Source organism: Rhizobium sp. S96 (assembly GCF_030382195.1).
GTDB lineage: Bacteria > Pseudomonadota > Alphaproteobacteria > Rhizobiales > Rhizobiaceae > Rhizobium.
The window spans coordinates 375,558-396,621 of record NZ_JAUDRY010000003.1; the positions used below are offsets into that span (position 1 = coordinate 375,558).

Here is a 21,064-nt window from a genome sequence, read left to right on the forward strand (position 1 = left end):
CTTCATGATCACAGTTTTCGGCTCCATCAACATGGACCTCATTGCCACCACCGAACGGCTGCCGAAGCCCGGCGAGACGGTCGCGGGAAATGGCTTTTCGACGGCCGCAGGCGGCAAGGGCGCCAACCAGGCGCTCGCCGCTCGTCGCGCGGGATGTGGTGTCCGCATGGCCGGCGCGGTCGGCAAGGATAGCTTCGCGGTCCCGGCGCTCGCGCTGTTGAAAGATGCCGGCACGGAACTTGAAACCGTCAAGACGGTCGATGAGCCCACGGGGACGGCACTGATCCTCGTCGGCGGCGACGGCGAGAACATGATCGCGGTGGTACCGGGCGCGAACGGCACCGTGACGGCTGACGACGCCGACAGAGCTGTCGGCGCGATGAGCGAAGGCGATATCCTGATGCTACAGCTGGAGGTTCCGGTTGCCGCGGTCGAGCGGGCACTCGCTGCGGCCAGGGCGAAAGGCGTCCAATCGGTTCTCAACCTCGCGCCGCTGATCGACGATGCGGCGCGCCTCGGTCGGCTCGCGGATATCGTCATCGCCAACGAGACGGAGTTCGAACGACTGGCCGGCCAGGAGAACATGAGCGCGGACGAAAGAGAGGCCGCCCTGAAGCGCCTGAACGGCGAAACGGGCCAGACACTGATCGTCACCCTCGGCGCGGACGGCGTCATCGCCATCCGCGACGGTCTCCTGTCGCGCGCCAAGGGCCTGAAAATCGAGCCGGTCGACACTGTCGGCGCCGGCGATACTTTCTGCGGCTACTTTGCCGCGAGCCTGGATGAAGGGCTGGAATTCGAGGCCGCGCTCCGCCGGGCAGCGGTTGCCGGTTCGCTTGCCTGCCTGAAGCATGGAGCTCAGCCGTCGATCCCGCTCAGCGCCGATGTCGCAAAGGCGCTCTAGCGACTTCGGGCCTGCGACATTTTGGGTGCCGCCTGCCAGTCACCACTGAAATTTGACGGCATTTCATTCAAATTTAAGAGATTTCTGGCGATCTTCCGATTGATCGCCAGACCTTCCTCCGAGGATCGGGCATTCGTAATGGCTGCCCCATGAAGGGGCCACGCCTTCGTGTCTGTGTCGATGAATGCATTATCCGACACATCCTTCCCCCGAGGAACCCATGTTTATCTTTCGCATGAAATCGCTTGCGGCCAAACTTATCCTCATTACCGGCATTTCCATCGCATTCGTCCTCCTCGTTTCGAACTTTTTCCTGATCGGTGAGACGCGCAGCCGCGTTCAGACGCTCACGATGGATCAGGCCAACCTCGAGGCGAAGTCGATCGCGAATGAAGTTGCCTCCTCCGTCGGCGAACTCGCAGGTGCAGCGCGCTCGATGGCCGGCACAATCAGCCGTGGCCAAGAAGGCAAGTATCTCGACCGCAAATCGGTCGTCGATATGCTCAAGGCAAACGTCGAGCATAACCAATTCGCATTCGGCAGCTGGTTTGCCGAGGAGCCGAACGCCTTCGACGGCCAGTCGCCCACGATGGCAGGCAAGGTCGATTTCGGCTCGTCCAAGGATGGAACCTTCAACCCCTACTGGACGAAGAAGAAGGATGGTGGCTTCACCTTCTCTACCTTCGATTCCGACTACAAGGCCGGCTGGTACGCGCTGGCTGCAGCAAGCAAGAAGGGCGCGCTGTCGCCGCCCTACGCCGAGACGACCACAGGCGAAAATACGGCCATGACCTCGATCGCCTACCCGGTCATGTCGGGTGGCAAGCTGATCGGCGTCAGCGGCGTCGACATCTCGCTCAAGTCGCTGCGCGACAAGCTCTCGACCCTGCACCCCTTCGGCACCGGTCGCGTGACGCTGCTTTCGCAGAGCGCCGATTGGATCGTTGCGCCGAAGGCTGAGCTGTCCATGAAGCCATACGACGGCGTCGGTCTCGATGCGGTCAAGAGCGCGCTGACCTCGCTGCAGCCTGCTGTCGTCAAGGACCTGACGTTCGACGGCTTCGAGCCCTTCGACCGCGTGGTCTATCCGTTCGCCCTGCCTGACGTAAACACCAGCTGGGTGATCCTCGTCGACGTTCCGCACAGCGCCATCAACGCACCGGTCCAGGACCAGACGCTGATGATGGTCATCGCCGGTATCCTCGTCCTGATCGCCGTCATGATCGCTCTCTATGCGGCGGTTCGTTCGTTCGTACAGCGTCCGCTCAGCGGCCTCGTCGCAAGCGTGAAGGCGCTTAGCGACGGTCGCTACGAACAGGCCGTCGCCGGCCAGGATCGTGCCGACGAAATCGGTTCCGTCGCCAAGGCGCTGGAAGGCTTCCGCTTCGCACTGGCCGATACCCAGCGCCTCGAAGCCGAGGCCAACAGCCAGCGTGATGCCGCCGAAGCCGAACGCGGCCGTTCGGAGTCCGAACGCCAGCAGTCGGTCACGTTGCAGCGCCATATCGTCTCGATCGTCGGTGCGGGCCTGTCGGAGCTGTCCCAGGGCAACCTCGGCCACCGCATCACCGACGACTTCCCGGGCGAGTACGGCAAGCTGAAGCAGGACTTCAATGCCGCGCTCGAGAGCCTGGAAGAAACCATCAAGACGATGAACCTCAGCGTCGTGAACATCGGTTCCGGCACGAGCGAAATCAGCGGCAGCGCTTCCGATCTCGCCAAGCGCACCGAACAGCAGGCCGCCAGCCTGGAAGAAACCGCCGCCGCGCTCAACGAGCTCACGGCACAGGTCAACTCCAGCGCCGAGAACGCCCGCACGGCAGCCGACAACGTCAACCACGCCTGCGCCGACGCTGAGAAGTCCGGCGAAGTCGTCCGCAAGGCGATCGCCTCGATGCATGGCATCGAGCAGTCATCGACGGAAGTGTCGCGCATCATCGGCGTGATCGACGAGATCGCCTTCCAGACGAACCTGCTGGCGCTCAACGCCGGCGTCGAAGCCGCGCGCGCCGGTGAAGCCGGCAAGGGCTTTGCTGTCGTCGCTCAGGAAGTCCGCGAACTGGCCCAGCGCTCCGCAAACGCCGCCAAGGAGATCAAGACGCTCATCAACACCTCGGCCGTCCAGGTCAAGGAAGGCGTCGATCTCGTCGGCCGCGCAGGCGATACGCTGCACAAGATCTCCGAGCAGGTGATGGGTATCAACAACCTGATCCGCGAGATTTCGGCATCGGCCAGCGAACAGGCGATCGGCCTGAAGGAAGTCAACCAGGCCATGAACCAGATGGACCAAGTGACCCAGCAGAATGCGGCAATGGTCGAAGAGACGACCGCGGCCAGCGTGGCGCTGAACGACGAAGCCCAGACGCTGCAGCAGCTCGTCACGCGCTTCCGCGTCGGCGGCTCCGGCAATGCCGCAGCCCTGCGTTCGACCGCGCAGCAGATGCGCGCACCGGCTACGCCGGCATATCGCCCGGCCGCACCGGCACCGGCGCCTCGCCGCGCCGTCGCACAGTCGCGCGGCTCGGCAGCCCTTGCCCAGGACAGCTGGGAAGAGTTCTGAGCCAAGGCATGGCCCTAAACGAAAAAAAGAGGCGCCTGAGCAATCAGGCGCCTCTTTTTAATTGGTTCTGTCGAAATCAGGCCGCGTTCGAGGTCTGCTCTTCGTTCAGGAATGCATAGATCGCCGAAGCCGAATCCGTCGCGCGCAGCTTGGCGACGAGGTCGTGATCACGCAGCACGCGCGCGATGCGCGACAGAGCCTTGAGGTGGTCCGCACCGGCACCTTCGGGCGCCAGAAGCAGAAACACGAGATCGACCGGCTGATCGTCCAGCGCTTCGAAATCGACCGGCTGGTCGAGGCGCGCAAAGATGCCGACGATGGAATGGATGCTTGCGAGCTTGCCGTGGGGAATGGCGATGCCGTTGCCTACGCCGGTGGAACCAAGGCGCTCACGTTGCAGAACGACGTCGAAAATTTCCCGCTCGGACAGCCCGGTGACCTTGGACGCCTTGGACGCCAATTCCTGGAGGAGCTGTTTCTTGGAACTTACCCTGAGGGCGGGAATGATCGCATTTTGCTGCAGCAAATCTGCCAATGCCATTTCTTCTTCCTTCTGCGCCAAGACTTGGAGGAGCGGCGGGTTCCGCCGCTCCTCGCTCTCATCTCAGCTTTTGATGTTGGCTGCGTCTATCCAGCCAATGTTGCCGTCTTGCCGACGGTAAACGATGTTCAATTGTTCTTTGCCGGGGCTGCGGAACAGCAGCAACGGTTCGTCCGTCATGTCGAGCGCCATCACGGCGGTCGCAACAGACATGGTCTTCAACTGCTTGGTACTTTCTGCGACGATGGCCGGCGCGAAATCGTCGGGAATTTCATCGTCGTGATCCGGCATACCGTCCATGACGGTGTAGGCGACTTCGGCAAAACCATTCAGATGATTCCCGGCGTGATGATCCTTAAGCTTGCGCTTGTAGCGGCGAAGTCGCTTCTCAATACGTGCGGAAGCGGCATCGAAGGCCAACTGCGGATCCATCGCTTCTCCGGCTGCGTGCAAAACCACGCCGCTGTCGAGATGAACCTTGCAATCGGCGGAAAAGCGGGCGTTGGCCTTCTGCACGATGACCTGACTAGAATACCCTCCGTCGAAGTATTTCGTGACGGCCACACCAATTTGGTCCTCAATCCGCTGACGGAACGAGTCACCAATTTCCATATGTTTACCGGATACACGCACACTCATGGAGTTTCCCTTCTTATGTGGTTTGCGAGTACCAGTTTACGCCAAGGCTCATCCGCATCCAAGCACTTCGCGCGATCCCAAGCAAGATCGACCGAAGTTCTCGGCTGCGTGCGCCCTGAGGATGATGGGGATAACCTCCGACGCTATCCACAGCGCCGATTTCGGCGGCTTCTAGCCAGAAGTTACCAAAAAGTCAACAGGCAGTCTATTTCACGCGGGAATACACGCACAGGTCACATGTGACCGAACTCAAAAGCCGGCGACTTTCGCCAAGGCCCGCTTCTCCCGCCGGCGCTGCACGGACGAAGCAATGTTCATGGCCTCACGATACTTCGCAACCGTGCGACGAGCAAGTTCGATGCCTGATTTCTTGAGGATATCCACGATATCGTCATCCGACAGCACGGCCTCGGGGCTCTCCTGCATGATGAGAGTCCGGATCTTGTGACGGACTGCCTCGGCGGAATGGCTGTCGCCACCCTCCACGGCGCCGATGGAGACGGTGAAGAAGTACTTGAGCTCGAACAGGCCGCGCGGCGTCAGCATGTACTTGTTCGAGGTGACGCGGCTAACGGTGGATTCATGCATCTTGATGGCGTCCGCCACTGTCTTCAGATTGAGCGGGCGCAGGTGATCGACGCCGTGCATCAGAAACGCATCCTGTTGGCGCACGATCTCGGTCGCCACCTTCATGATCGTCTTGGCGCGCTGATCGAGGCTGCGCGTCAACCAGTTGGCATTCTGCAGGCACTCCGACAGGAAGGAGTGATCCTCGCCATTCTTTGCCACGTTGGCGAAGTAAGACTGATTGACGAGCACGCGCGGCAGCGTGTCCGGATTGAGTTCGACAAGCCAGCTGCCATCGGACGCGGCCCTGACGACCACATCGGGCATGATCGCTTCCGAAATCCCCGCCTCGAAGCCGCTGCCGGGCTTCGGGTTGAGCTGGCGGATCTCGCCCAGCATATCGAGCAGATCTTCCTCGTCGACACCGCAGAGGCGTTTCAGCGTCGCGAAATCGCGCCGGGCCAGCAGTTCCAGGTTGCCAACCAATGCCTGCATTGCCGGATCGTAGCGATCCTTCTGGCGCAACTGGATGGCAAGGCATTCCGCAAGATTGCGTGCAAAGACGCCGGGCGGATCAAGCGTCTGTAGCGCCGCCAGCACCCGCTCCATGTCCGCCGGATCGGCACCGAGGCGCTCCGCCACCTCGCCAAGGTCGGCGTGCAGGTAGCCAGCCTCGTCGAGTTGGTCGACAAGGTTTTGTGCGATCAGGCTATCGGCAACGTCGGGTAGGACGAAAGGCAGCTGCTGCGTGAGGTAGTCGCGAAGCGACACCTGCCCGGCAACGAAGTCATCAAGGTCATAGGCCTCGGCACCCTCGCCGCCTCCGGGCATCGACTTCCACTGGCTGATCAGCTCGGGGGCATCGGCCCGCGGCGGCACGCCGTCATCGGGAAAGACGTTGGCGTAGTTGGCGTCCAGCTCATCGTTCATGCGATTGGCGCCGGCGCCATCGGCGCGATCGGACCAGTCGCCGGACATGACTTCCGTGCCGCTGTCGTAATCGTCGTCGGATTTCGCGTCTTCCGTCTGGCGCGCGTAACCATCATCCTCGTCGGCGCCGCGCTCGCTGCCCGTTTCGGCATCACCTGACGGAAATTCCAGCAGCGGGTTCTTCTCGACTTCCTGCGCGATGAACTGACTGAGCTCGAAGTGCGTCATCTGCAGCAACTGGATGGATTGCATCAGTTGCGGTGTCATCACCAGTGATTGGCTCTGGCGCAGGTAAAGATTGGCCGACAGTGCCATGATGGACGCGAAACTCCCGTTAATTCCTCCAGGAAACCGCATCCTATAACGGGCTCAGGCCACGGAAATCCAAGTTGGCCCAAAAATTGCTTTTTTATTGAATTTGGTCAAGCGGTAGATGACAGGAAGGTGAATTTCCGTCGGATCCGCTGCCCGTCAGAGACTGAAGTTGTCGCCGAGATAAAGCCTGCGCACTTCGGGGTTGTTGACGATGTCATTCGCCCGACCATGGGTCAGCACTTCGCCCGCATGGATGATGTAGGCGCGGTCGATCAGGCCGAGCGTCTCGCGGACATTGTGATCGGTGATCAGAACACCGATGCCGCGTGCCGTCAGGTGATGCACCAGGTTCTGAATGTCGGCGACCGAAATAGGGTCGACACCCGCGAAAGGCTCGTCGAGAAGCATGAAGGTCGGATCGGTGGCTAGGGCGCGCGCGATTTCCAGGCGGCGGCGTTCACCACCCGACAGCGATACCGCAGCACTCTTGCGGAGCTTGCGGATGTGGAACTCGTCAAGCAGCTCGTCGAGCTTCTTCTCGCGCGCCGCTTTGTCCTTCACATGCACTTCCAGTACAGCGCGGATATTCTCTTCGACCGTCAGGCCGCGGAAAATCGACGCTTCCTGCGGGAGGTAGCCAACGCCCAGGCGGGAGCGGCGATACATCGGCATCGTCGTCACGTCGTTGCCGTCGATCTCGATGGTGCCTTCGTCGACCGGCACGAGACCCGTGATCATATAAAAGCAGGTCGTCTTGCCGGCGCCGTTCGGCCCGAGCAGGCCGACAGCCTCGCCACGCCGCACGACCAGCGAAACACCGTTCACCACCCGTCGGGTGCTGTAGGTCTTGGTCAGACCGCGCGCGATCAGGGTGCCCTGATAGCGGGTCTTGTCCACGGCCCCAGCATCGGCCGCAGCCTGCGGCCCGGCCTTGCCGAACATTGTCGTTAGCGAGAATAATTTCACGTGGTCAGGCCGGGGTCAGTTCTTTTTCTGGGATTGCGGATCGAGTTGGATCTGGACGCGCCCCCCGCAGCTGTCCAGTTGCGCCTGTCCCGTTGCCATGTGCACAGTCAGCTGGCAGCCGGTAAAGACGTTCGGTCCGTCGGATAGCACAACCTTGTCACCCTTGAGGATGAACAGCTGCTGCGCCATGTCGAAGGAACCGTTGTCGGCCGTCGCTGTCTGCGTGCCCGAGCTCAGGAACACCTTGCCGGTCACGATGATGTGATCGATATCGGCATTGCCGGAGCCGAACGAGGTCGAGCCGGCGTCGGCCGCCTTCTTGTCCGTTGCCGGCTTGTCGGTCGCTGGTTTGTCGGTCGCTGGCTTGTCCGCCGCCGGTGTCGCGGCAGCATCTGCGGCGCCAGCCTTCGGCTTGTAGTAGACGGTCATGTGACCGGCCTGCAAGGTCGTCGTCCCCTGGACGACCTTGACGTTGCCGGTGAAGTCAGCCGTGTGCTCCTGATCGTGGATTTCCAGCTTGTCGCTTTCGATCTGGATCGGCTCGTCCTTGTTCAGCTTCAGACCACTCATCTGACTGGTGGTCGCCTGCGCAAACGCACCTCCCGCCAGAAGCAGGAGTGCCAGCGCACCGTTGAAAAATACTGCGCCCGGCTTGCGGGCTGAAATGCGACAATCGTTTGTCATAGTAACCCGGCTTGTTAAGTGCCCTGTTTGCGAATAACGGATGGATCAACATTCATTCGAACATTCCCCTCGAATGTGATCGTTCGCCCCTTATCCGTCATCTTGAGCGAGCGCGCAACAACCGAAGCGCCTTCTTTTTCAATCGTCACCGGATCGTCCGTCACGAGCTTGCCGCCCTTGATGTCGACCTTGGCGCTCTGGAACTTGGCCGTGATGCCATTGCTCAAGAGCAGATTGAACGGTGACTTGACCGTCAGATTATCCGTCGCGCGGTCATAATCGGCGGAAGTGGCGTCCACGCGGGCGATCAGATCGTCCTTGATCGGAACCGCCGCCTTGATGGTTTCGAGCGTGATGAGGTTCGGATTCTTGATATCCTGTAACGCGCGTTCGGCAAGCATCGAGTAGTTGATGCCATCGGAATTGCGGCCGGAGATCGCGGGCTTTTCCATCACGACCTTGCCGTTTTCAATCTTGGCGCCGGCGATCTTGATGTTTTCCGGCAGGTAAGTTCGTATCACCGACACGCCGATGAAGATCAGCGAAACAACGACAGCGGCGACGGGCAGAAGCACTTTCAGCCGGCGCACGCGCACGGAATGGTGCTGCGCGTCGCCGTAGGCGCTCCGCGCATGCCGTGCATAGGCAGCCTGTCCACCGTCGTTCAATGTGTTGAGCATAAATCAAGTCCGTAGCGATGATCGGTAGGCGTATATAGGCACTGCCTCGCCCGATCACAGTTCATGTCGCATTATTACACTAGCTTGCCAATATGGAAATTTTTCTGCAACAAGCAAGAAACGTACAAACTGGCCCCTAGCAGCATTTCCGCGCGCCGTTGAAATCCTACATGGAAACAGTTGCACGAAGCTTGCCGACCCTGGAGGAATGAATGGATAGTTCGATCATCGCGGATCGCCGCCGGCTGCGCCGCAAGCTCGGCTTCTGGCGCATCGTCGCCGTATTGCTGATCGTGGCGCTGGGGCTGGCTGCCTATTATTTCCTTCTCGGCGACGCCGGAACCCGCCGGCCGCATGTTGCTCATGTGACGATCTCGGGCCTGATCACCGACGACGACGAACTTCTCGAGCGCCTCGGCAAGATCGAGAAGGATGATGCGGTCAAGGCGGTCATCGTCTCCATTTCCTCCCCGGGTGGAACGACATACGGCGGCGAGCGGATCTTCCAGGCAATCCGCGCGATCTCCGCCAAGAAGCCCGTCGTGTCCGATGTACGCACGCTTGCGGCGTCCGCGGGCTACATGATCGCCACAGCGGGCGACATGATCATTGCCGGGGACAGCTCGATCACCGGCTCGATCGGCGTCATCTTCCAGTATCCGCAGATCAAGCCGCTACTCGACAAGCTCGGCGTATCGATGGAAGAGATCAAGTCGTCGCCGCTGAAGGCCGAACCATCGCCCTTCCATCCCGCTAGCGAGGAAGCAAAGGCGATGATCAACACCATGATCATCGACAGCTATGGCTGGTTCGTCGATCTCGTCGCAGACCGGCGCAAACTGCCGCGCGACGAGGTGCTGAAGCTGGCCGACGGCACGATCTTCACCGGCCGCCAGGCGCTCAAGGCCAAGCTCATCGACCAGATCGGCGGCAACACGGAAATCCGCGCCTATCTGGCCACGCGCAAGATCGACAAGGACCTGCCGGAAATCGATTGGGACAAGAAGCGTAACACGCCATTTTTCCTCGCCGGAGCCGCATCGCAGATACTGACGCTCCTTGGTTACGGCGATCTCGCCAGGAGCCAGGACGTCACTGGAATTCTGCCGCAGAAGTTGCTTCTTGACGGGCTCGTTTCAGTTTGGCAGGTTGGCCATGATTGATAAGAAATCAATAATTTAAGGGGGCGACTGTGATCAAGTCCGAACTGGTGCAGATAGTTGCTGCACGCAACCCGCATCTCTATCACCGTGACGTTGAAAATATTGTCAACGCGGTCCTCGACGAGATCACCGACGCACTCGCCGCCGGCAACCGCGTCGAGCTGCGCGGCTTCGGCGCATTTTCGGTCAAGAACCGTCCCTCGCGCTCCGGCCGCAACCCCCGCACGGGCGATACCGTGTTCGTCGAAGAGAAGTGGGTTCCCTTCTTCAAGACCGGCAAGGAACTGCGTGAGCGGCTGAACCCGGGACAGGCCGACCAGGACGATTGATCGTCGCCCGGCGCGGCCTGCTGCGGCGAAACCGCACTTGAAGTTGCCGACGCCCCTTCTATCCTGTGGCTGACGAACAGCGACGCGCAAAAAGACTGCGCGCCGAAGCATATGGAGGCCATGCAATGGCGAAGAAGATCATCAACCTTTTGATTTTGCTGCCTCTCGGCATTGTTCTGATCATCTTCTGCGTCGCCAATCGGCAGAGCGTCACCATGGCGTTCAATCCGTTCCGGCCTGAAGATCAGGTTCTGTCGCTGTCTGCCCCGTTCTTCGTCTTCATCTTCATCGCGCTCATCATCGGCATGTTCGCCGGCTCGGCGGTCACCTGGTTCAGCCAGAGCAAACACCGGAAGCGCGCCCGCGCCGAAGCCAAGGAAGCGGTTCGCTGGCAGACCGAGGCTGACCGGCACAAGACGCGCGCCGAGGAAATCGCTGGCCAGCTTCCCTCTCGATAGTCGAAAACGGACGTAAGCTGCTCACGTGATCGTCCCGGGCATCCGGGGCGGTTGGCGCCGCCAGCCCATCTCACGCCAATAAAATCGGGCGACGAAGACTTGTCGCAGGCAAAGTGTCTTCATAGCTATGTAGAAGATCCGTTGCGCGCCCTGCTAGACCGGCAGTTTCACCGCCTCAGCGCCACGCCTTAGAGGATGAAACCATGGATATCGATAGAATTTTGCGGTCGGTCGTGGCTGTACGCACATCAATCCCGGAAGATGCCTTTACAGCCGAGACGCTTGGCATCCGCCGCGAAGGCAGCGGCGTCGTCATCCAGGAATCCGGCCTGGTACTGACCATCGGCTATCTCATCACCGAAGCGGACGAAGTCTGGCTGACGACCGGCGACGGACGGGTCGTCGCCGCTCATGCGCTCGCCTATGACCAGGAAACCGGCTTCGGCCTCCTGCAGGCTTTGGGTGAACTCGGGCTTCCTGCGCTTGAGTTCGGCGACGCCAACAAGGCCCAGATCGGCGATCCCGTCGTTCTGGCAGACGGGATCGGCCAGTTCGTCGAAGCCCGGATCGTCGTCAAGCAGGAGTTCGCCGGATATTGGGAGTACTTGCTCGACGAGGCGATCTTCACCACGCCGGCGCATCCTTCATGGGGCGGCGCAGCACTGGTGGACGCGGATGGCAAGCTTCTGGGCATTGGGTCTCTTCGCTTGCAGATGAACAATAAGGGCGAGGTCGCGGACATCAACATGGTGGTGCCGATCAACCTGCTGCCGCCGATCCTTGACGACCTTCTGACGCGCGGCCGGGTCAACAAGCCGCCGCGACCGTGGCTCGGCGCTTTCTCGGCCGAGAACAACGGCGACGTTGTCGTCATGAGCGTCGCGGCGGGAAGCCCTGCGGATCAGGCGGGCCTGCAGCAGGGCGACATCATTTCCGAGATCCGCGACGGCGAGGTCGATGGCCTCGCGGATTTCTACCGCAAGGTCTGGAGCAGCGGTGACGCCGGTGCGGAGATCCCGATGCGGGTCCTGCGGGACGGACGTGAAGCCTGGCTGCGTGTCCGCTCGGCAGACCGAAGCAGCTTCCTGAGGAGGCCCCCGCTGCAATAGGCCGATGGGCTACTCCGCAAAGAAGGTCATTTCGTCGTACTCGCCTTCTGCCGACGTGCCGGTGCCGGTCGAGACAAAGCCGCTGGCGAGGTAAAACGCCCTGGCGCGGCTGTTATTGACCAGGCACTTCAGTCGGTATTTCTGATGGGGCCACTCCGGCAATGCCCGCAGAAGCGCGCTCCCGGCGCCCTTTCCCTGCCATTCCTTGCTGATATAGAGCATGTGGATGAAATCGTCGGGCGCCCACAGCGTCATGAAACCTGCGATCTCCCCCTCCGGCGTGCTGGCCAGCCACATGATTTCACCCTGAGTGTGGGTGAAGAAATCCTCGTGCCGGAACCGGCTCGGCTCCACCCAGGTGAAGGTCTCGCGGCGAACCGTCAGGTAGATGTCGGCAAGGTCTTCCCGCTCAGTTCTCTCAGGCGCCCGGATGATCCAGTTGATGGAGACCGGGCTAAACGACGACGCGACGCTTGCCAACGTGTATGTGCTCCCTATTCCGCCGCTTTCGCGCTGACCGCCGCGTTGAAATCCGAGAAGAACTGATGCGCCAGCTTCTGCGAGGTCGAGTCGATCAGGCGGGCTCCGAGCTGGGCGATCTTGCCGCCAACCTGCGCGCTTGCCTGATATTGCAGGATCGTTTCGCCGCCATCCTCCTTCAGCGTGACGTCGGCGCCGCCCTTGGCAAAGCCGGCGATCCCGCCCTTGCCCTCGCCTGATATCGTGTAGCTCTCCGGCGCATTGATGTTGGAAAGCGTCACTTCACCGTTGAAGGTGGCCGAAACCGGACCGATCTTGAGCTTGACGGTCGCGGCAAGCTCCGTTGGCGACTTCATCTCGAGGCTCTGGCAGCCCGGAATACACTGCTTCAACACCTCAGGATCATTCAAGGCGGCCCAAACAACATCGCGTGGTGCGGTGATCCGCTCTTCACCCGTCAAGTCCATCCGAAATCCTCCCATTTCGCCGTGCCTGGAACTATCACAGCCGGAAAGCGCTTTGCCAAGGTGAAACGGAATGCTATTTGCACGGGCTCTATCGAATTCAGCACGCGGAAGACCACGTTGAGACAAAAAGAACGCCGGCCGGGCCAGAAGCCCGCCGCCGGGCCCACAGGCGGACGCCGCAGCGACGATCGCGGCACCAGCCGGCCGCTGAAGCCCGCGAGCAAGCCCGCGCCGGTGCGGGAAGCGGCGGCAGCGCCTGCGGCAATCGAACGGCCCCTGACGGCGCGCACGGGTGAGCGGCCCGCAGAGCGCGTGCCGATCATCCTCGAATCCCTCGGCGCCGGCGATTTCCATCTCATCGACAGCGGCAACGGCGAGAAGCTCGAACAATACGGGCCGTTCCGCATCGTTCGGCCGGAGGGGCAGGCGCTGTGGCAGCCTTCCCTTCCAAAGCACGTCTGGGAGAAGGTCGATGCCGTCTTCACCGGCGATACCGACGAGGAAGGCACCGGGCGCTGGCGGTTTCCGAAGGAAGCGCTGGGCGAGACCTGGCCGCTCAATCTTCTCGCGGTCGATTTCTTCGGCCGTTTCACCTCCTTCCGCCACGTCGGCGTGTTTCCCGAGCAGATCGTCCACTGGACCTGGATGAAACAGCAGGTCGAGGCCGCCGGGCGTCCGCTGAAGGTGCTGAACCTCTTCGGCTACACCGGCGTTGCCTCACTGGTGGCGGCAGCCGCCGGCGCTGAGGTGACCCACGTCGACGCCTCCAAGAAGGCAATCGGCTGGGCGCGCGAGAACCAGGCGCTGAGCCGGCTGGACAAGGCGCCGATTCGCTGGATCTGCGAAGACGCCATGAAGTTCATCCTGCGCGAGGAACGGCGCGGCAATACCTACGACATCATTCTCACCGACCCGCCGAAGTTCGGTCGCGGGCCGAACGGCGAGGTCTGGCATCTGTTCGACCACCTGCCCTTGATGCTCGACGTCTGCCGCGAGATCCTGTCACCGAAAGCCGTCGGCCTCGTGCTGACCGCCTATTCGATCCGCGCCAGCTTCTATTCGATCCACGAACTGATGCGCGAGACGATGCGCGGCGCCGGTGGCGTGGTCGAGTCCGGGGAGTTGGTGATCCGTGAGGCCGGGCTGGACGGCAAGACGCCGGGCCGCGCGCTCTCTACCTCCCTCTTCTCCCGCTGGGTGCCGAAATGAGCCACGAACACAGGGGCTCCGGCCCGCACAGGGTCGGGCAGGTGAAGGAAGTGACTTCGCTCGCCAATCCGATCATCAAGGATATCAAGGCGCTCAGCGACAAGAAGACCCGCGAGCAGAGCGGCGCCTTCATGGCCGAGGGCCTGAAGCTGGTGATCGATGCCATCGAGCTCGGCTGGACGATACGCACGCTGGTCTATGCCAAGGCAGCCAAGGGCAAGCCTCTGGTCGAGCAGATGGCGGCGAAGACCATTGCATCGGGCGGACTGGTGCTCGAGGTCAGCGAGAAGGTGCTTTCCTCGGTCACTCGTCGCGACAATCCGCAGATGGTGGTCGGCATCTTCGAGACCCGCTGGAAGCCGCTGCGCGACATTCATCCGAAGCAGGGTGAAACCTGGATCGCGCTCGACCGCGTCCGCGACCCGGGCAATCTCGGCACCATCATTCGCACGGCGGATGCGGCTGGCGCTTCCGGCGTCATCCTCGTCGGCGAAACCACCGACCCGTTTTCGCTGGAGACGGTGCGCGCCACGATGGGTTCGGTGTTTGCCGTTCCGGTCGCGCGCGCGACGCCGGAAGAGTTCATCGCCTGGAAGAAGCACGCCGGCGTTTCGGTGGTGGCAACCCATCTCGCCGGCTCGGTGGACTACCGGACGATCGACTACAAGAAGAAGCCCGTCGTGATCCTCATGGGCAACGAGCAATCCGGCCTGCCCGACCATCTCGCAAAGGAAGCCGATGTGCTTGCGCGAATTCCACAGCAGGGGCGCGCCGACTCGCTTAATCTCGCCGTCGCCAGCGCCGTGATGATGTTCGAGGCCCGGCGCCATCTCCTCTCACTCGACGAGGCCAAATGACCGAGCAGACGCTAGACCGCCCAACGCTCTTTTCGCGCCCCCTGCCGATCCTGATCTTCATCGTCATCGCCGTTGTGCTCGACCAGATCGTCAAGATCGTCGTCGACCATACGCTGCCCTTGCAGGAAGTGGTGCCTGTGATCCCGATGCTGGCGCTCTATCGGACCTATAATCTCGGCGTCGCCTTCTCGATGTTGTCGGGGATGGACGGCTGGTTCATCGTCGGCATGCGACTGGTCATCGTCGCCTTTGTCATCTGGCTCTGGCGCCGCACCGGCAAGCAACGCACCTTCGCGCATCTCGGCTATGCCTTCATCATCGCGGGCGCGCTCGGCAACCTGATCGACCGCTTTCTCTATGGCCACGTGATCGACTACATCCTGTTCCATACAGAGACATGGTCGTTTGCAGTCTTCAACCTAGCCGACAGTTTTATCACGATCGGCGCGGGATGCGTGATATTAGACGAGCTGATGCAACCTAAAAGCACAAACGCCTAAAATTTTATCTGTTTGCTGAAGGCATTCGGAACGGGCGTCATGCTAGTCGAATGCCATGGTTGGTCTGGGTCGATTGCACGAAAAGCTGGCCGCCGCATTCGGCGGGCAAGCTGCTCATCACGGCGATGAGCAGGCTGCGGACGACTTTACCTTCAAAAACACAAGGCCGGCGCGACCGGCGCGGTCAGGGATCGCATCACGCAAGCTGCTTTCGTTCTGGCTCGGCGGCGTCGGTCTCATTGTCGGCCTTCTGCTCCTGGCGCTTGCCAAGCTGGGCGGCGTGTTTCTTCTTTCAATCGGAATTGCCGTCACGGCTCTCCTGCTTGTCGTCGGGCTTGCGGTCCTCTCTGTCCGGGGGAGTGCCAGGCGCCGCGCCGCAAAAAGGCACGGCCCGACCGGGCAAGGCGGAACGCAGCTGCTGGCCGACATCCACGATGCGCTCGGCGATATTGCCGTCACCCGTGGCATGGATCGCCGTATCATAACGGCCAACACCACCTTCCGCCGGTTGACGGGACGCCTCAATCCGGAGGGCCTGACCTGCGAGGAGATGGGTATCGCCTTTCGTCCCGGCGCGGAGCCGCACCGCTACGACGTCGAGGTCTCGACGCCGGAGGGGCAGCGGATCTTTTTCTGGAGCGATATCATCGTGCGCGATCCGGCGGACGGCCGCATGCTGCTGCAGAGCATCGCACGCGACGTCACGGACGAGCGCCTGCTGGCATACGCCCGCGAGGAGGCACGCCAGAAGGCGGAATACAACAGCGCTGCCAAGTCGCGGCTGCTTGCCACTGTCAGCCACGAGCTGCGCACGCCGCTTTCCGGCATCCTTGGCATGACGCACCTGTTCACCGAAAGCCGGCTGACGCAGGAGCAGCAGAACTATCTGACGGGCATCCGCCAGTCCGGCCACGCGCTCACCCAGCTGGTGGAGGACCTGCTCGACTTCTCGACGATCGAGGTCGGCCGTTTCCAGCTCAGGCCACGCCTGGAATCGCTGCGAACGCTGCTCGAAAGCGTCGTTGAAATGCTGGCGCACCGCGCCCACGAGAAGGGCATCGAGATCGGCGCGACCGTATCATCCGACGTGCCGGAGCTGATGAACTTCGACCCTGCGCGCTTGCGGCAGGTTCTCTTCAACGTGATCGGCAATGCCGTCAAGTTCACGCAGGTGGGCGGCGTGTTCGTTCGCGTTTCGCTGCAGGATGACGATCTGCACATCAGCGTCACGGATACCGGACCGGGCATGACGGACGAGGAGCAGGCACGCATCTTCGGCGAATTCGAGCAGGCCGGCAGCATCGTCGACAAGAGCAACGGCACCGGCCTCGGACTGGCGATCTCCGCCCGCATCATGCGCGAATTCGGCGGTTCGTTGACTGTCGCGAGTGAACGCGGCACAGGCAGCGAGTTCAGCATCCGCTTTCGCGTCGATCTTCCCGAGGAAGCGCGCGGCCGGCGGGACGCGGTGCTTGCGGGAAACGTCGTCGTGCTGTTGGCGCCGGCAGGCGCGGCCCGCATGGCGACCGCCGAAACCATCGGTACGCTCGGCGGCGATTGCCATCTCGTCAGCGACGGCATGGCCGCGCGTGAGCTGCTGCTGGAAATGGCCAAGGGAGGCCGCCGGCCGACTGACATCATCGTCGATCATCGCATGTCCGCCGAATTCGCTGCGCATCTTGCCGATCGAACGGAGATCGCGGCGCTTGGCCTGCGCAAGATCTTCCTCGTCAATCCGGAAGAGCGCAGCTCGCACTCCCTCGACCTCTTCGATGCCTGGCTCATCCGGCCGCTGCGGGAGCAGTCGCTGATCGACGTGCTGCGCGGCCGTATTCGCGGCATGGAAAAGCGCGACGCGTTGAACGACAACCAGCCCGGCTTCAGCGCGGCGATCCCCGAACAGGGCAATCAGCACGGCCTCAATATCCTGCTCGCCGAAGACGATCCGATCAATGCCATGCTGATCCGCGCCATGCTTGAGAAGGCGGGACATACGGTTCACCATGTCGAGGATTTCGAGGCTCTTCTCGACCGGGCGCTCGGCGAGCGGAGCGTGCGTCCGGACATCGTCATCAGCGATCTTTCCATGCCCGGTGGCGACGGAATCGAGATGATTGGCCGGCTACGTGGGCATGAGCGCCGGCTCGACGTTCCCTCGGTGCCAATCATCGTTCTGACAGCCGACAAGCGCGACGAATCCCGCAGACAAGTCTTGCTGAACGGCGCAAACCGCGTCATGCTAAAGCCCATTGATCCGATACGGCTGCTGACAGAAGTTCAGGCCGTGGCCGCACTCTCTGCACGCCGATCTGAAGCGCTATAACCGCCTTGCAACACCTCCCGGGTCACGCGTTAGAGGGGGTTTAAAATGTCACTTTCCTGTCGCATATAAGTGTTTTATGGCCTTCCAAAGCCGGCAACGAAAGAATCGCCATGTCAGTAGACATCCGCAACCGTGACAGCGTCTCGGAGACTTTGCCCCCTTCTGGAACAGCTGCTCCGAAAGAAAATGACGTGTTCGGCCGCATCGGGAATCTCGAGACGAGACTCGCCCGTACGCCCGGCGAAGTGGATGCCGCGCAGGCTGTCCGCTATCGCGTCTTCGTCGAGGAAATGCAGGCGCAATTGCCGGCCGAGGCGATGCGCCGCAAGCGTGATTTCGACCGTTATGACGCCTTTTGCGACCATCTGCTGGTGCTCGACCGCTCGATCGAGGGCGACAGCGAGGACCAGATCGTCGGCACCTACCGCCTCCTGCGACAGGAGGTCGCGATGGCCAACGGCGGCTTTTACTCGGCTTCGGAGTTTGCCGTCGATGACCTGATCGCGCGCCATCCGGATAAGCGCTTCATGGAGCTTGGCCGCTCCTGCGTTCTGCCCGATTATCGCACGAAGCGGATTGTCGAACTTCTCTGGCAGGGCAACTGGGCCTATGCGCTGAAACACGGCATGAGCGCCATGTTCGGCTGCGCGTCCTTCCCCGGCGTGCACCCCGAAAGCCACGCGCTGGCGCTTTCCTTCCTGCATCACAATGTCTCGGCCAAGGACGAATGGGCCGTGGGTGCGCTTCCGCATCTCGCCCGTGACATGGATCTGATGCCGAGCGAGGCTGTGAACCCGAAGCGGGCGCTGATGGCGCTGCCGCCGCTGATCAAAGGCTACATGCGTCTCGGCGCGATGGTCGGCTCCACCGCCGTCGTCGATCATGCCTTCAATACGACGGATGTGCTGATCGTTCTGCCGATCGCCAGCATTTCGGACCGCTATCTGAACTACTACGGCGCCGACGCCGGACGGTTCGCGAGCTAAATCGCCGCTTTTGCCTGAAGAGGAAGCCCGCTTTGCCCTCGCAAAGCGGGCTTTGTCTTGTTAGCTACCCGCCGTATAGGCGGCGATTGCCGCCATGTTGACGATGTCGGAGTCCTTCGCGCCCATCGAGGTGATCTGCACGGCCTTGTCGAGACCGACAAGGATCGGGCCGATGACCGTCGAGCCGCCGAGTTCCTGCAGCATCTTCGTCGAGATCGAGGCCGAGTGGAACGCCGGCATGACCAGAACATTGGCCGGGCCGGAGAGACGGCAGAACGGATACTGTTCCATCGCCTTGCGGTTCAGCGCCACATCGGCAGCCATCTCGCCGTCGTACTCGAAGTCGACGCGGCGGCTGTCGAGGATCTTCACCGCCTCGCGCACGCGCTCGGAGCGCTCGCCCGACGGATGTCCGAAGGTGGAATAGGCAAGCATGGCGACGCGCGGCTGGTAGCCCATGCGGCGTGCGAAGCCTGCGGCCTCGACCGCGATATCGGCCAGTTCCTCAGCCGATGGCATGTCGTGGACGGCGGTATCGGCGACGAAGACTGTGCGGCCGCGGCATAGCGCGATCGAAACGCCGATCACGCGGTGACCCGGCTTCATGTCGATGCAACGGCGCACGTCCTCGAGCGCCGTCGAGTAATTGCGGGTAATGCCGGTCACCATGCCGTCCGCGTCGCCGAGCGCGACCATGCAGGCCGCGAAGTGGTTGCGATCGTTATGGATCAGGCGCTGCGCGTCACGGTGCAGATAGCCTTTGCGCTGAAGGCGCGCGTAGAGATAGTCGATATAGGCTTCGACCCGCGTGGAAATGCGGGCGTTGACGATCTCGATGCCGGGACGGTTGAGGTCGACGCCGGCGCGCTCTGCGGTCTGATGGATCAGGTCCTCGCGTCCGAGCAGGATCGCCGTGCCCAGCTCCTGGTTCGCATAGGACATCGCCGCGCGCATGACCTGCTCTTCCTCGGCTTCGGCGAAGACGACGCGCTTCGGACGGCGGCGAACGCGCTCATAGAGGCTTGCCAGCGTCGAGGCGATCGGGTCGCGGCGAGCCGAGAGTTCGCGGGCATAGCCCGCCATGTCGGTGATCGGCTTGCGGGCGACGCCGCTATCGATGGCAGCCTGCGCGACGGCGACCGGGATGGCCGAGATCAGGCGCGGATCGAACGGCACGGGAATGATGTACTGAGAGCCAAAGCGCGGCCGATTGCCCTGGTAGGCGGCAGCCACGTCATCCGGCACGTCTTCGCGCGCCAGCTTCGCCAGAGCGTTGACGGCTGCGATCTTCATGTCGTCGTTGATGGTGGTTGCCCGAACGTCGAGCGCGCCGCGGAAAATGTAGGGGAAGCCGAGAACGTTGTTGACCTGGTTCGGGTAGTCGGACCGGCCGGTCGCCATGATAGCGTCGTCACGAATGCGGGCAACCTCTTCCGGCGTGATCTCAGGATCGGGATTGGCCATTGCGAAGATCACAGGCCGGTCGGCCATCGAGCGGATCATCTTCTCGGAGACGGCGCCCTTCTGGGACAGGCCGAAAACGACGTCAGCGCCCTTGATGGCCTCTTCTAGCGTGCGCGCCTTAGTCTTGACCGCATGCGCGGATTTCCACTGGTTCATGCCCTCGGTGCGGCCCTGATAGATCACGCCCTTTGTGTCGCAGAGGGTGATGTTTTCAGGCGCAAAGCCCATGGCCTTGATCAGCTCGACGCAGGCGATTGCCGCAGCACCGGCGCCGTTGCAGACCAGCTTCGTCGTCTTCAGATCGCGGCCCGTGAGTTCCAGCGCGTTGATCAGGCCGGCGGCGGCGATGATTGCCGTGCCGTGCTGGTCATCGTGGAAAACAGGGATATCCATCAGCTCGCGAAGGCGCTGCTCGATGATGAAACAGTCCGGCGCCTTGATGTCTTCCAGGTTGATGCCACCGAAGGACGGGCCGAGGAAGCGCACGCAATTGATGAACTCGTCGACATTCTCTGTATCGACCTCGAGATCGATGGAGTCGACGTCGGCAAAGCGCTTGAACAGCACCGACTTGCCTTCCATGACCGGCTTCGACGCCAGCGCGCCGAGATTGCCAAGACCAAGGATTGCGGTGCCGTTCGAGATCACGGCCACCATGTTGCCGCGCGTCGTGTAGTCGTAGGCCGTGGCCGGATCCGCCGCGATCGCCTTGACCGGCACGGCAACACCAGGAGAATAGGCAAGCGACAGGTCGCGTTGCGTCGCCATCGGCTTGGTGGGAGAGATCTCCAGCTTGCCGGGGCGGCCCATCGCGTGAAACTCAAGCGCTTCATTGTCGGTGACCGACGTCACGGAACGTGGCTTCTTCTCGGTATCGGGCATTATTCCTCCAACGTCTTGTGGGTGACGCTTTGCTCTTCCTCAATCCCGGTT

Annotated in this window: 20 protein-coding genes; 11 read left to right on the forward strand and 9 right to left on the reverse strand. The window is 61.9% G+C overall.

Features of this window, described 5'->3' with window-relative positions; genetic code table 11:
* Positions 1-4 precede the first annotated feature (4 nt).
* Positions 5-904: a ribokinase gene (locus QTL94_RS02850; RefSeq protein WP_289800524.1), complete on the forward strand. Its 900-nt coding sequence runs from the start codon at positions 5-7 to the stop codon at positions 902-904.
* A 220-nt stretch (positions 905-1,124) separates the two neighbouring features.
* The gene (locus QTL94_RS02855; protein WP_289800525.1) at positions 1,125-3,464 is read left to right on the forward strand and encodes a methyl-accepting chemotaxis protein; all 2,340 of its coding nucleotides are present in this window, start codon (positions 1,125-1,127) and stop codon (positions 3,462-3,464) included.
* 76 nt (positions 3,465-3,540) lie between these two features.
* Here QTL94_RS02855 and ptsN read toward each other — a convergent pair whose 3' ends face one another.
* The 6 genes from ptsN to lptC all read right to left on the reverse strand — a co-directional run bounded on the left by ptsN (position 3,541) and on the right by lptC (position 8,786).
* The gene (gene ptsN, locus QTL94_RS02860) at positions 3,541-4,005 is read right to left on the reverse strand and encodes a PTS IIA-like nitrogen regulatory protein PtsN (RefSeq protein WP_065689308.1); all 465 of its coding nucleotides are present in this window, start codon (positions 4,003-4,005) and stop codon (positions 3,541-3,543) included.
* 63 nt (positions 4,006-4,068) lie between these two features.
* The gene (gene hpf, locus QTL94_RS02865) at positions 4,069-4,644 is read right to left on the reverse strand and encodes a ribosome hibernation-promoting factor, HPF/YfiA family (RefSeq protein WP_113520363.1); all 576 of its coding nucleotides are present in this window, start codon (positions 4,642-4,644) and stop codon (positions 4,069-4,071) included.
* A 249-nt stretch (positions 4,645-4,893) separates the two neighbouring features.
* Entirely contained in the window at positions 4,894-6,456 is a 1,563-nt protein-coding gene (gene rpoN, locus QTL94_RS02870; protein WP_289800526.1) for an RNA polymerase factor sigma-54, read from the reverse strand.
* A gap of 156 nt (positions 6,457-6,612) precedes the next feature.
* Entirely contained in the window at positions 6,613-7,398 is a 786-nt protein-coding gene (gene lptB, locus QTL94_RS02875) for an LPS export ABC transporter ATP-binding protein (RefSeq protein WP_065689305.1), read from the reverse strand.
* Positions 7,399-7,437: 39 nt separating this feature from the next.
* Positions 7,438-8,106, reverse strand: a complete 669-nt coding sequence (locus tag QTL94_RS02880) for an LptA/OstA family protein (RefSeq protein ID WP_289800527.1) — start codon at positions 8,104-8,106, stop codon at positions 7,438-7,440.
* Between the two features lie 14 nt (positions 8,107-8,120).
* Positions 8,121-8,786 (reverse strand): LPS export ABC transporter periplasmic protein LptC, encoded by a 666-nt coding sequence (gene lptC, locus QTL94_RS02885; protein WP_065689303.1) that lies wholly within the window; start codon positions 8,784-8,786, stop codon positions 8,121-8,123.
* Positions 8,787-8,998: 212 nt separating this feature from the next.
* On the opposite strand from lptC, the gene sppA reads away from it, so the two are divergent.
* The 4 genes from sppA (at position 8,999) to QTL94_RS02905 (ending at position 11,845) form a co-directional block, all read left to right on the forward strand.
* Complete coding sequence (sppA, locus tag QTL94_RS02890; protein WP_289800528.1) at positions 8,999-9,949, forward strand: signal peptide peptidase SppA; 951 nt, start codon at positions 8,999-9,001, stop codon at positions 9,947-9,949.
* Between the two features lie 29 nt (positions 9,950-9,978).
* Positions 9,979-10,278: an integration host factor subunit beta gene (locus QTL94_RS02895; protein WP_018898213.1), complete on the forward strand. Its 300-nt coding sequence runs from the start codon at positions 9,979-9,981 to the stop codon at positions 10,276-10,278.
* Positions 10,279-10,403: 125 nt separating this feature from the next.
* Positions 10,404-10,736 carry a LapA family protein gene (locus QTL94_RS02900; RefSeq protein WP_065689301.1) on the forward strand — a complete coding sequence of 111 codons (333 nt, stop codon included), beginning with the start codon at positions 10,404-10,406 and terminating at the stop codon, positions 10,734-10,736.
* A 203-nt stretch (positions 10,737-10,939) separates the two neighbouring features.
* Positions 10,940-11,845 (forward strand): S1C family serine protease, encoded by a 906-nt coding sequence (locus QTL94_RS02905; RefSeq protein ID WP_289800529.1) that lies wholly within the window; start codon positions 10,940-10,942, stop codon positions 11,843-11,845.
* A 9-nt stretch (positions 11,846-11,854) separates the two neighbouring features.
* Here the strand turns inward: QTL94_RS02905 and QTL94_RS02910 are convergent, their stop codons facing one another.
* Positions 11,855-12,289: a GNAT family N-acetyltransferase gene (locus QTL94_RS02910; protein WP_289800767.1), complete on the reverse strand. Its 435-nt coding sequence runs from the start codon at positions 12,287-12,289 to the stop codon at positions 11,855-11,857.
* Between the two features lie 50 nt (positions 12,290-12,339).
* Positions 12,340-12,792 carry an SRPBCC family protein gene (locus QTL94_RS02915; protein ID WP_065689299.1) on the reverse strand — a complete coding sequence of 151 codons (453 nt, stop codon included), beginning with the start codon at positions 12,790-12,792 and terminating at the stop codon, positions 12,340-12,342.
* Between the two features lie 117 nt (positions 12,793-12,909).
* Here QTL94_RS02915 and QTL94_RS02920 point away from each other — a divergent pair, with 117 nt between their 5' ends.
* The 5 genes from QTL94_RS02920 (at position 12,910) to olsB (ending at position 18,667) form a co-directional block, all read left to right on the forward strand.
* A complete protein-coding gene (locus QTL94_RS02920; protein ID WP_289800530.1) occupies positions 12,910-14,001 on the forward strand; it encodes a class I SAM-dependent methyltransferase in 1,092 nt (363 codons plus the stop codon).
* Entirely contained in the window at positions 13,998-14,858 is an 861-nt protein-coding gene (locus QTL94_RS02925; protein WP_289800531.1) for a TrmH family RNA methyltransferase, read from the forward strand. Before QTL94_RS02920 ends, QTL94_RS02925 begins: the two co-directional genes overlap by 4 nt.
* A complete protein-coding gene (gene lspA, locus QTL94_RS02930; protein ID WP_065689296.1) occupies positions 14,855-15,358 on the forward strand; it encodes a signal peptidase II in 504 nt (167 codons plus the stop codon). The genes QTL94_RS02925 and lspA overlap by 4 nt, the downstream gene beginning before the upstream one ends.
* Positions 15,359-15,413: 55 nt before the next feature.
* Entirely contained in the window at positions 15,414-17,681 is a 2,268-nt protein-coding gene (locus QTL94_RS02935; RefSeq protein WP_289800532.1) for a hybrid sensor histidine kinase/response regulator, read from the forward strand.
* 110 nt (positions 17,682-17,791) lie between these two features.
* Entirely contained in the window at positions 17,792-18,667 is an 876-nt protein-coding gene (gene olsB / locus QTL94_RS02940; RefSeq protein ID WP_065689294.1) for a l-ornithine N(alpha)-acyltransferase, read from the forward strand.
* Positions 18,668-18,727: 60 nt separating this feature from the next.
* Here the strand turns inward: olsB and QTL94_RS02945 are convergent, their stop codons facing one another.
* Entirely contained in the window at positions 18,728-21,013 is a 2,286-nt protein-coding gene (locus QTL94_RS02945) for an NADP-dependent malic enzyme (protein ID WP_289800533.1), read from the reverse strand.
* Between the last annotated feature and the right edge of the window lie 51 nt (positions 21,014-21,064).

Coding starts and splice junctions, on each gene's coding strand:
- QTL94_RS02915 (WP_065689299.1), bottom strand. CDS start 12,792: ATGGACTTGACGGGTGAAGAGCGGATCACCGCACCACGCGATGTTGTT.
- rpoN (WP_289800526.1), bottom strand. CDS start 6,456: ATGGCACTGTCGGCCAATCTTTACCTGCGCCAGAGCCAATCACTGGTG.
- ptsN (WP_065689308.1), bottom strand. CDS start 4,005: ATGGCATTGGCAGATTTGCTGCAGCAAAATGCGATCATTCCCGCCCTC.
- QTL94_RS02855 (WP_289800525.1), top strand. CDS start 1,125: ATGTTTATCTTTCGCATGAAATCGCTTGCGGCCAAACTTATCCTCATT.
- olsB (WP_065689294.1), top strand. CDS start 17,792: ATGTCAGTAGACATCCGCAACCGTGACAGCGTCTCGGAGACTTTGCCC.
- sppA (WP_289800528.1), top strand. CDS start 8,999: ATGGATAGTTCGATCATCGCGGATCGCCGCCGGCTGCGCCGCAAGCTC.
- lptB (WP_065689305.1), bottom strand. CDS start 7,398: ATGTTCGGCAAGGCCGGGCCGCAGGCTGCGGCCGATGCTGGGGCCGTG.
- QTL94_RS02945 (WP_289800533.1), bottom strand. CDS start 21,013: ATGCCCGATACCGAGAAGAAGCCACGTTCCGTGACGTCGGTCACCGAC.
- lptC (WP_065689303.1), bottom strand. CDS start 8,786: ATGCTCAACACATTGAACGACGGTGGACAGGCTGCCTATGCACGGCAT.
- QTL94_RS02900 (WP_065689301.1), top strand. CDS start 10,404: ATGGCGAAGAAGATCATCAACCTTTTGATTTTGCTGCCTCTCGGCATT.
- hpf (WP_113520363.1), bottom strand. CDS start 4,644: ATGAGTGTGCGTGTATCCGGTAAACATATGGAAATTGGTGACTCGTTC.
- QTL94_RS02850 (WP_289800524.1), top strand. CDS start 5: ATGATCACAGTTTTCGGCTCCATCAACATGGACCTCATTGCCACCACC.
- lspA (WP_065689296.1), top strand. CDS start 14,855: ATGACCGAGCAGACGCTAGACCGCCCAACGCTCTTTTCGCGCCCCCTG.
- QTL94_RS02905 (WP_289800529.1), top strand. CDS start 10,940: ATGGATATCGATAGAATTTTGCGGTCGGTCGTGGCTGTACGCACATCA.
- QTL94_RS02880 (WP_289800527.1), bottom strand. CDS start 8,106: ATGACAAACGATTGTCGCATTTCAGCCCGCAAGCCGGGCGCAGTATTT.
- QTL94_RS02935 (WP_289800532.1), top strand. CDS start 15,414: ATGGTTGGTCTGGGTCGATTGCACGAAAAGCTGGCCGCCGCATTCGGC.
- QTL94_RS02925 (WP_289800531.1), top strand. CDS start 13,998: ATGAGCCACGAACACAGGGGCTCCGGCCCGCACAGGGTCGGGCAGGTG.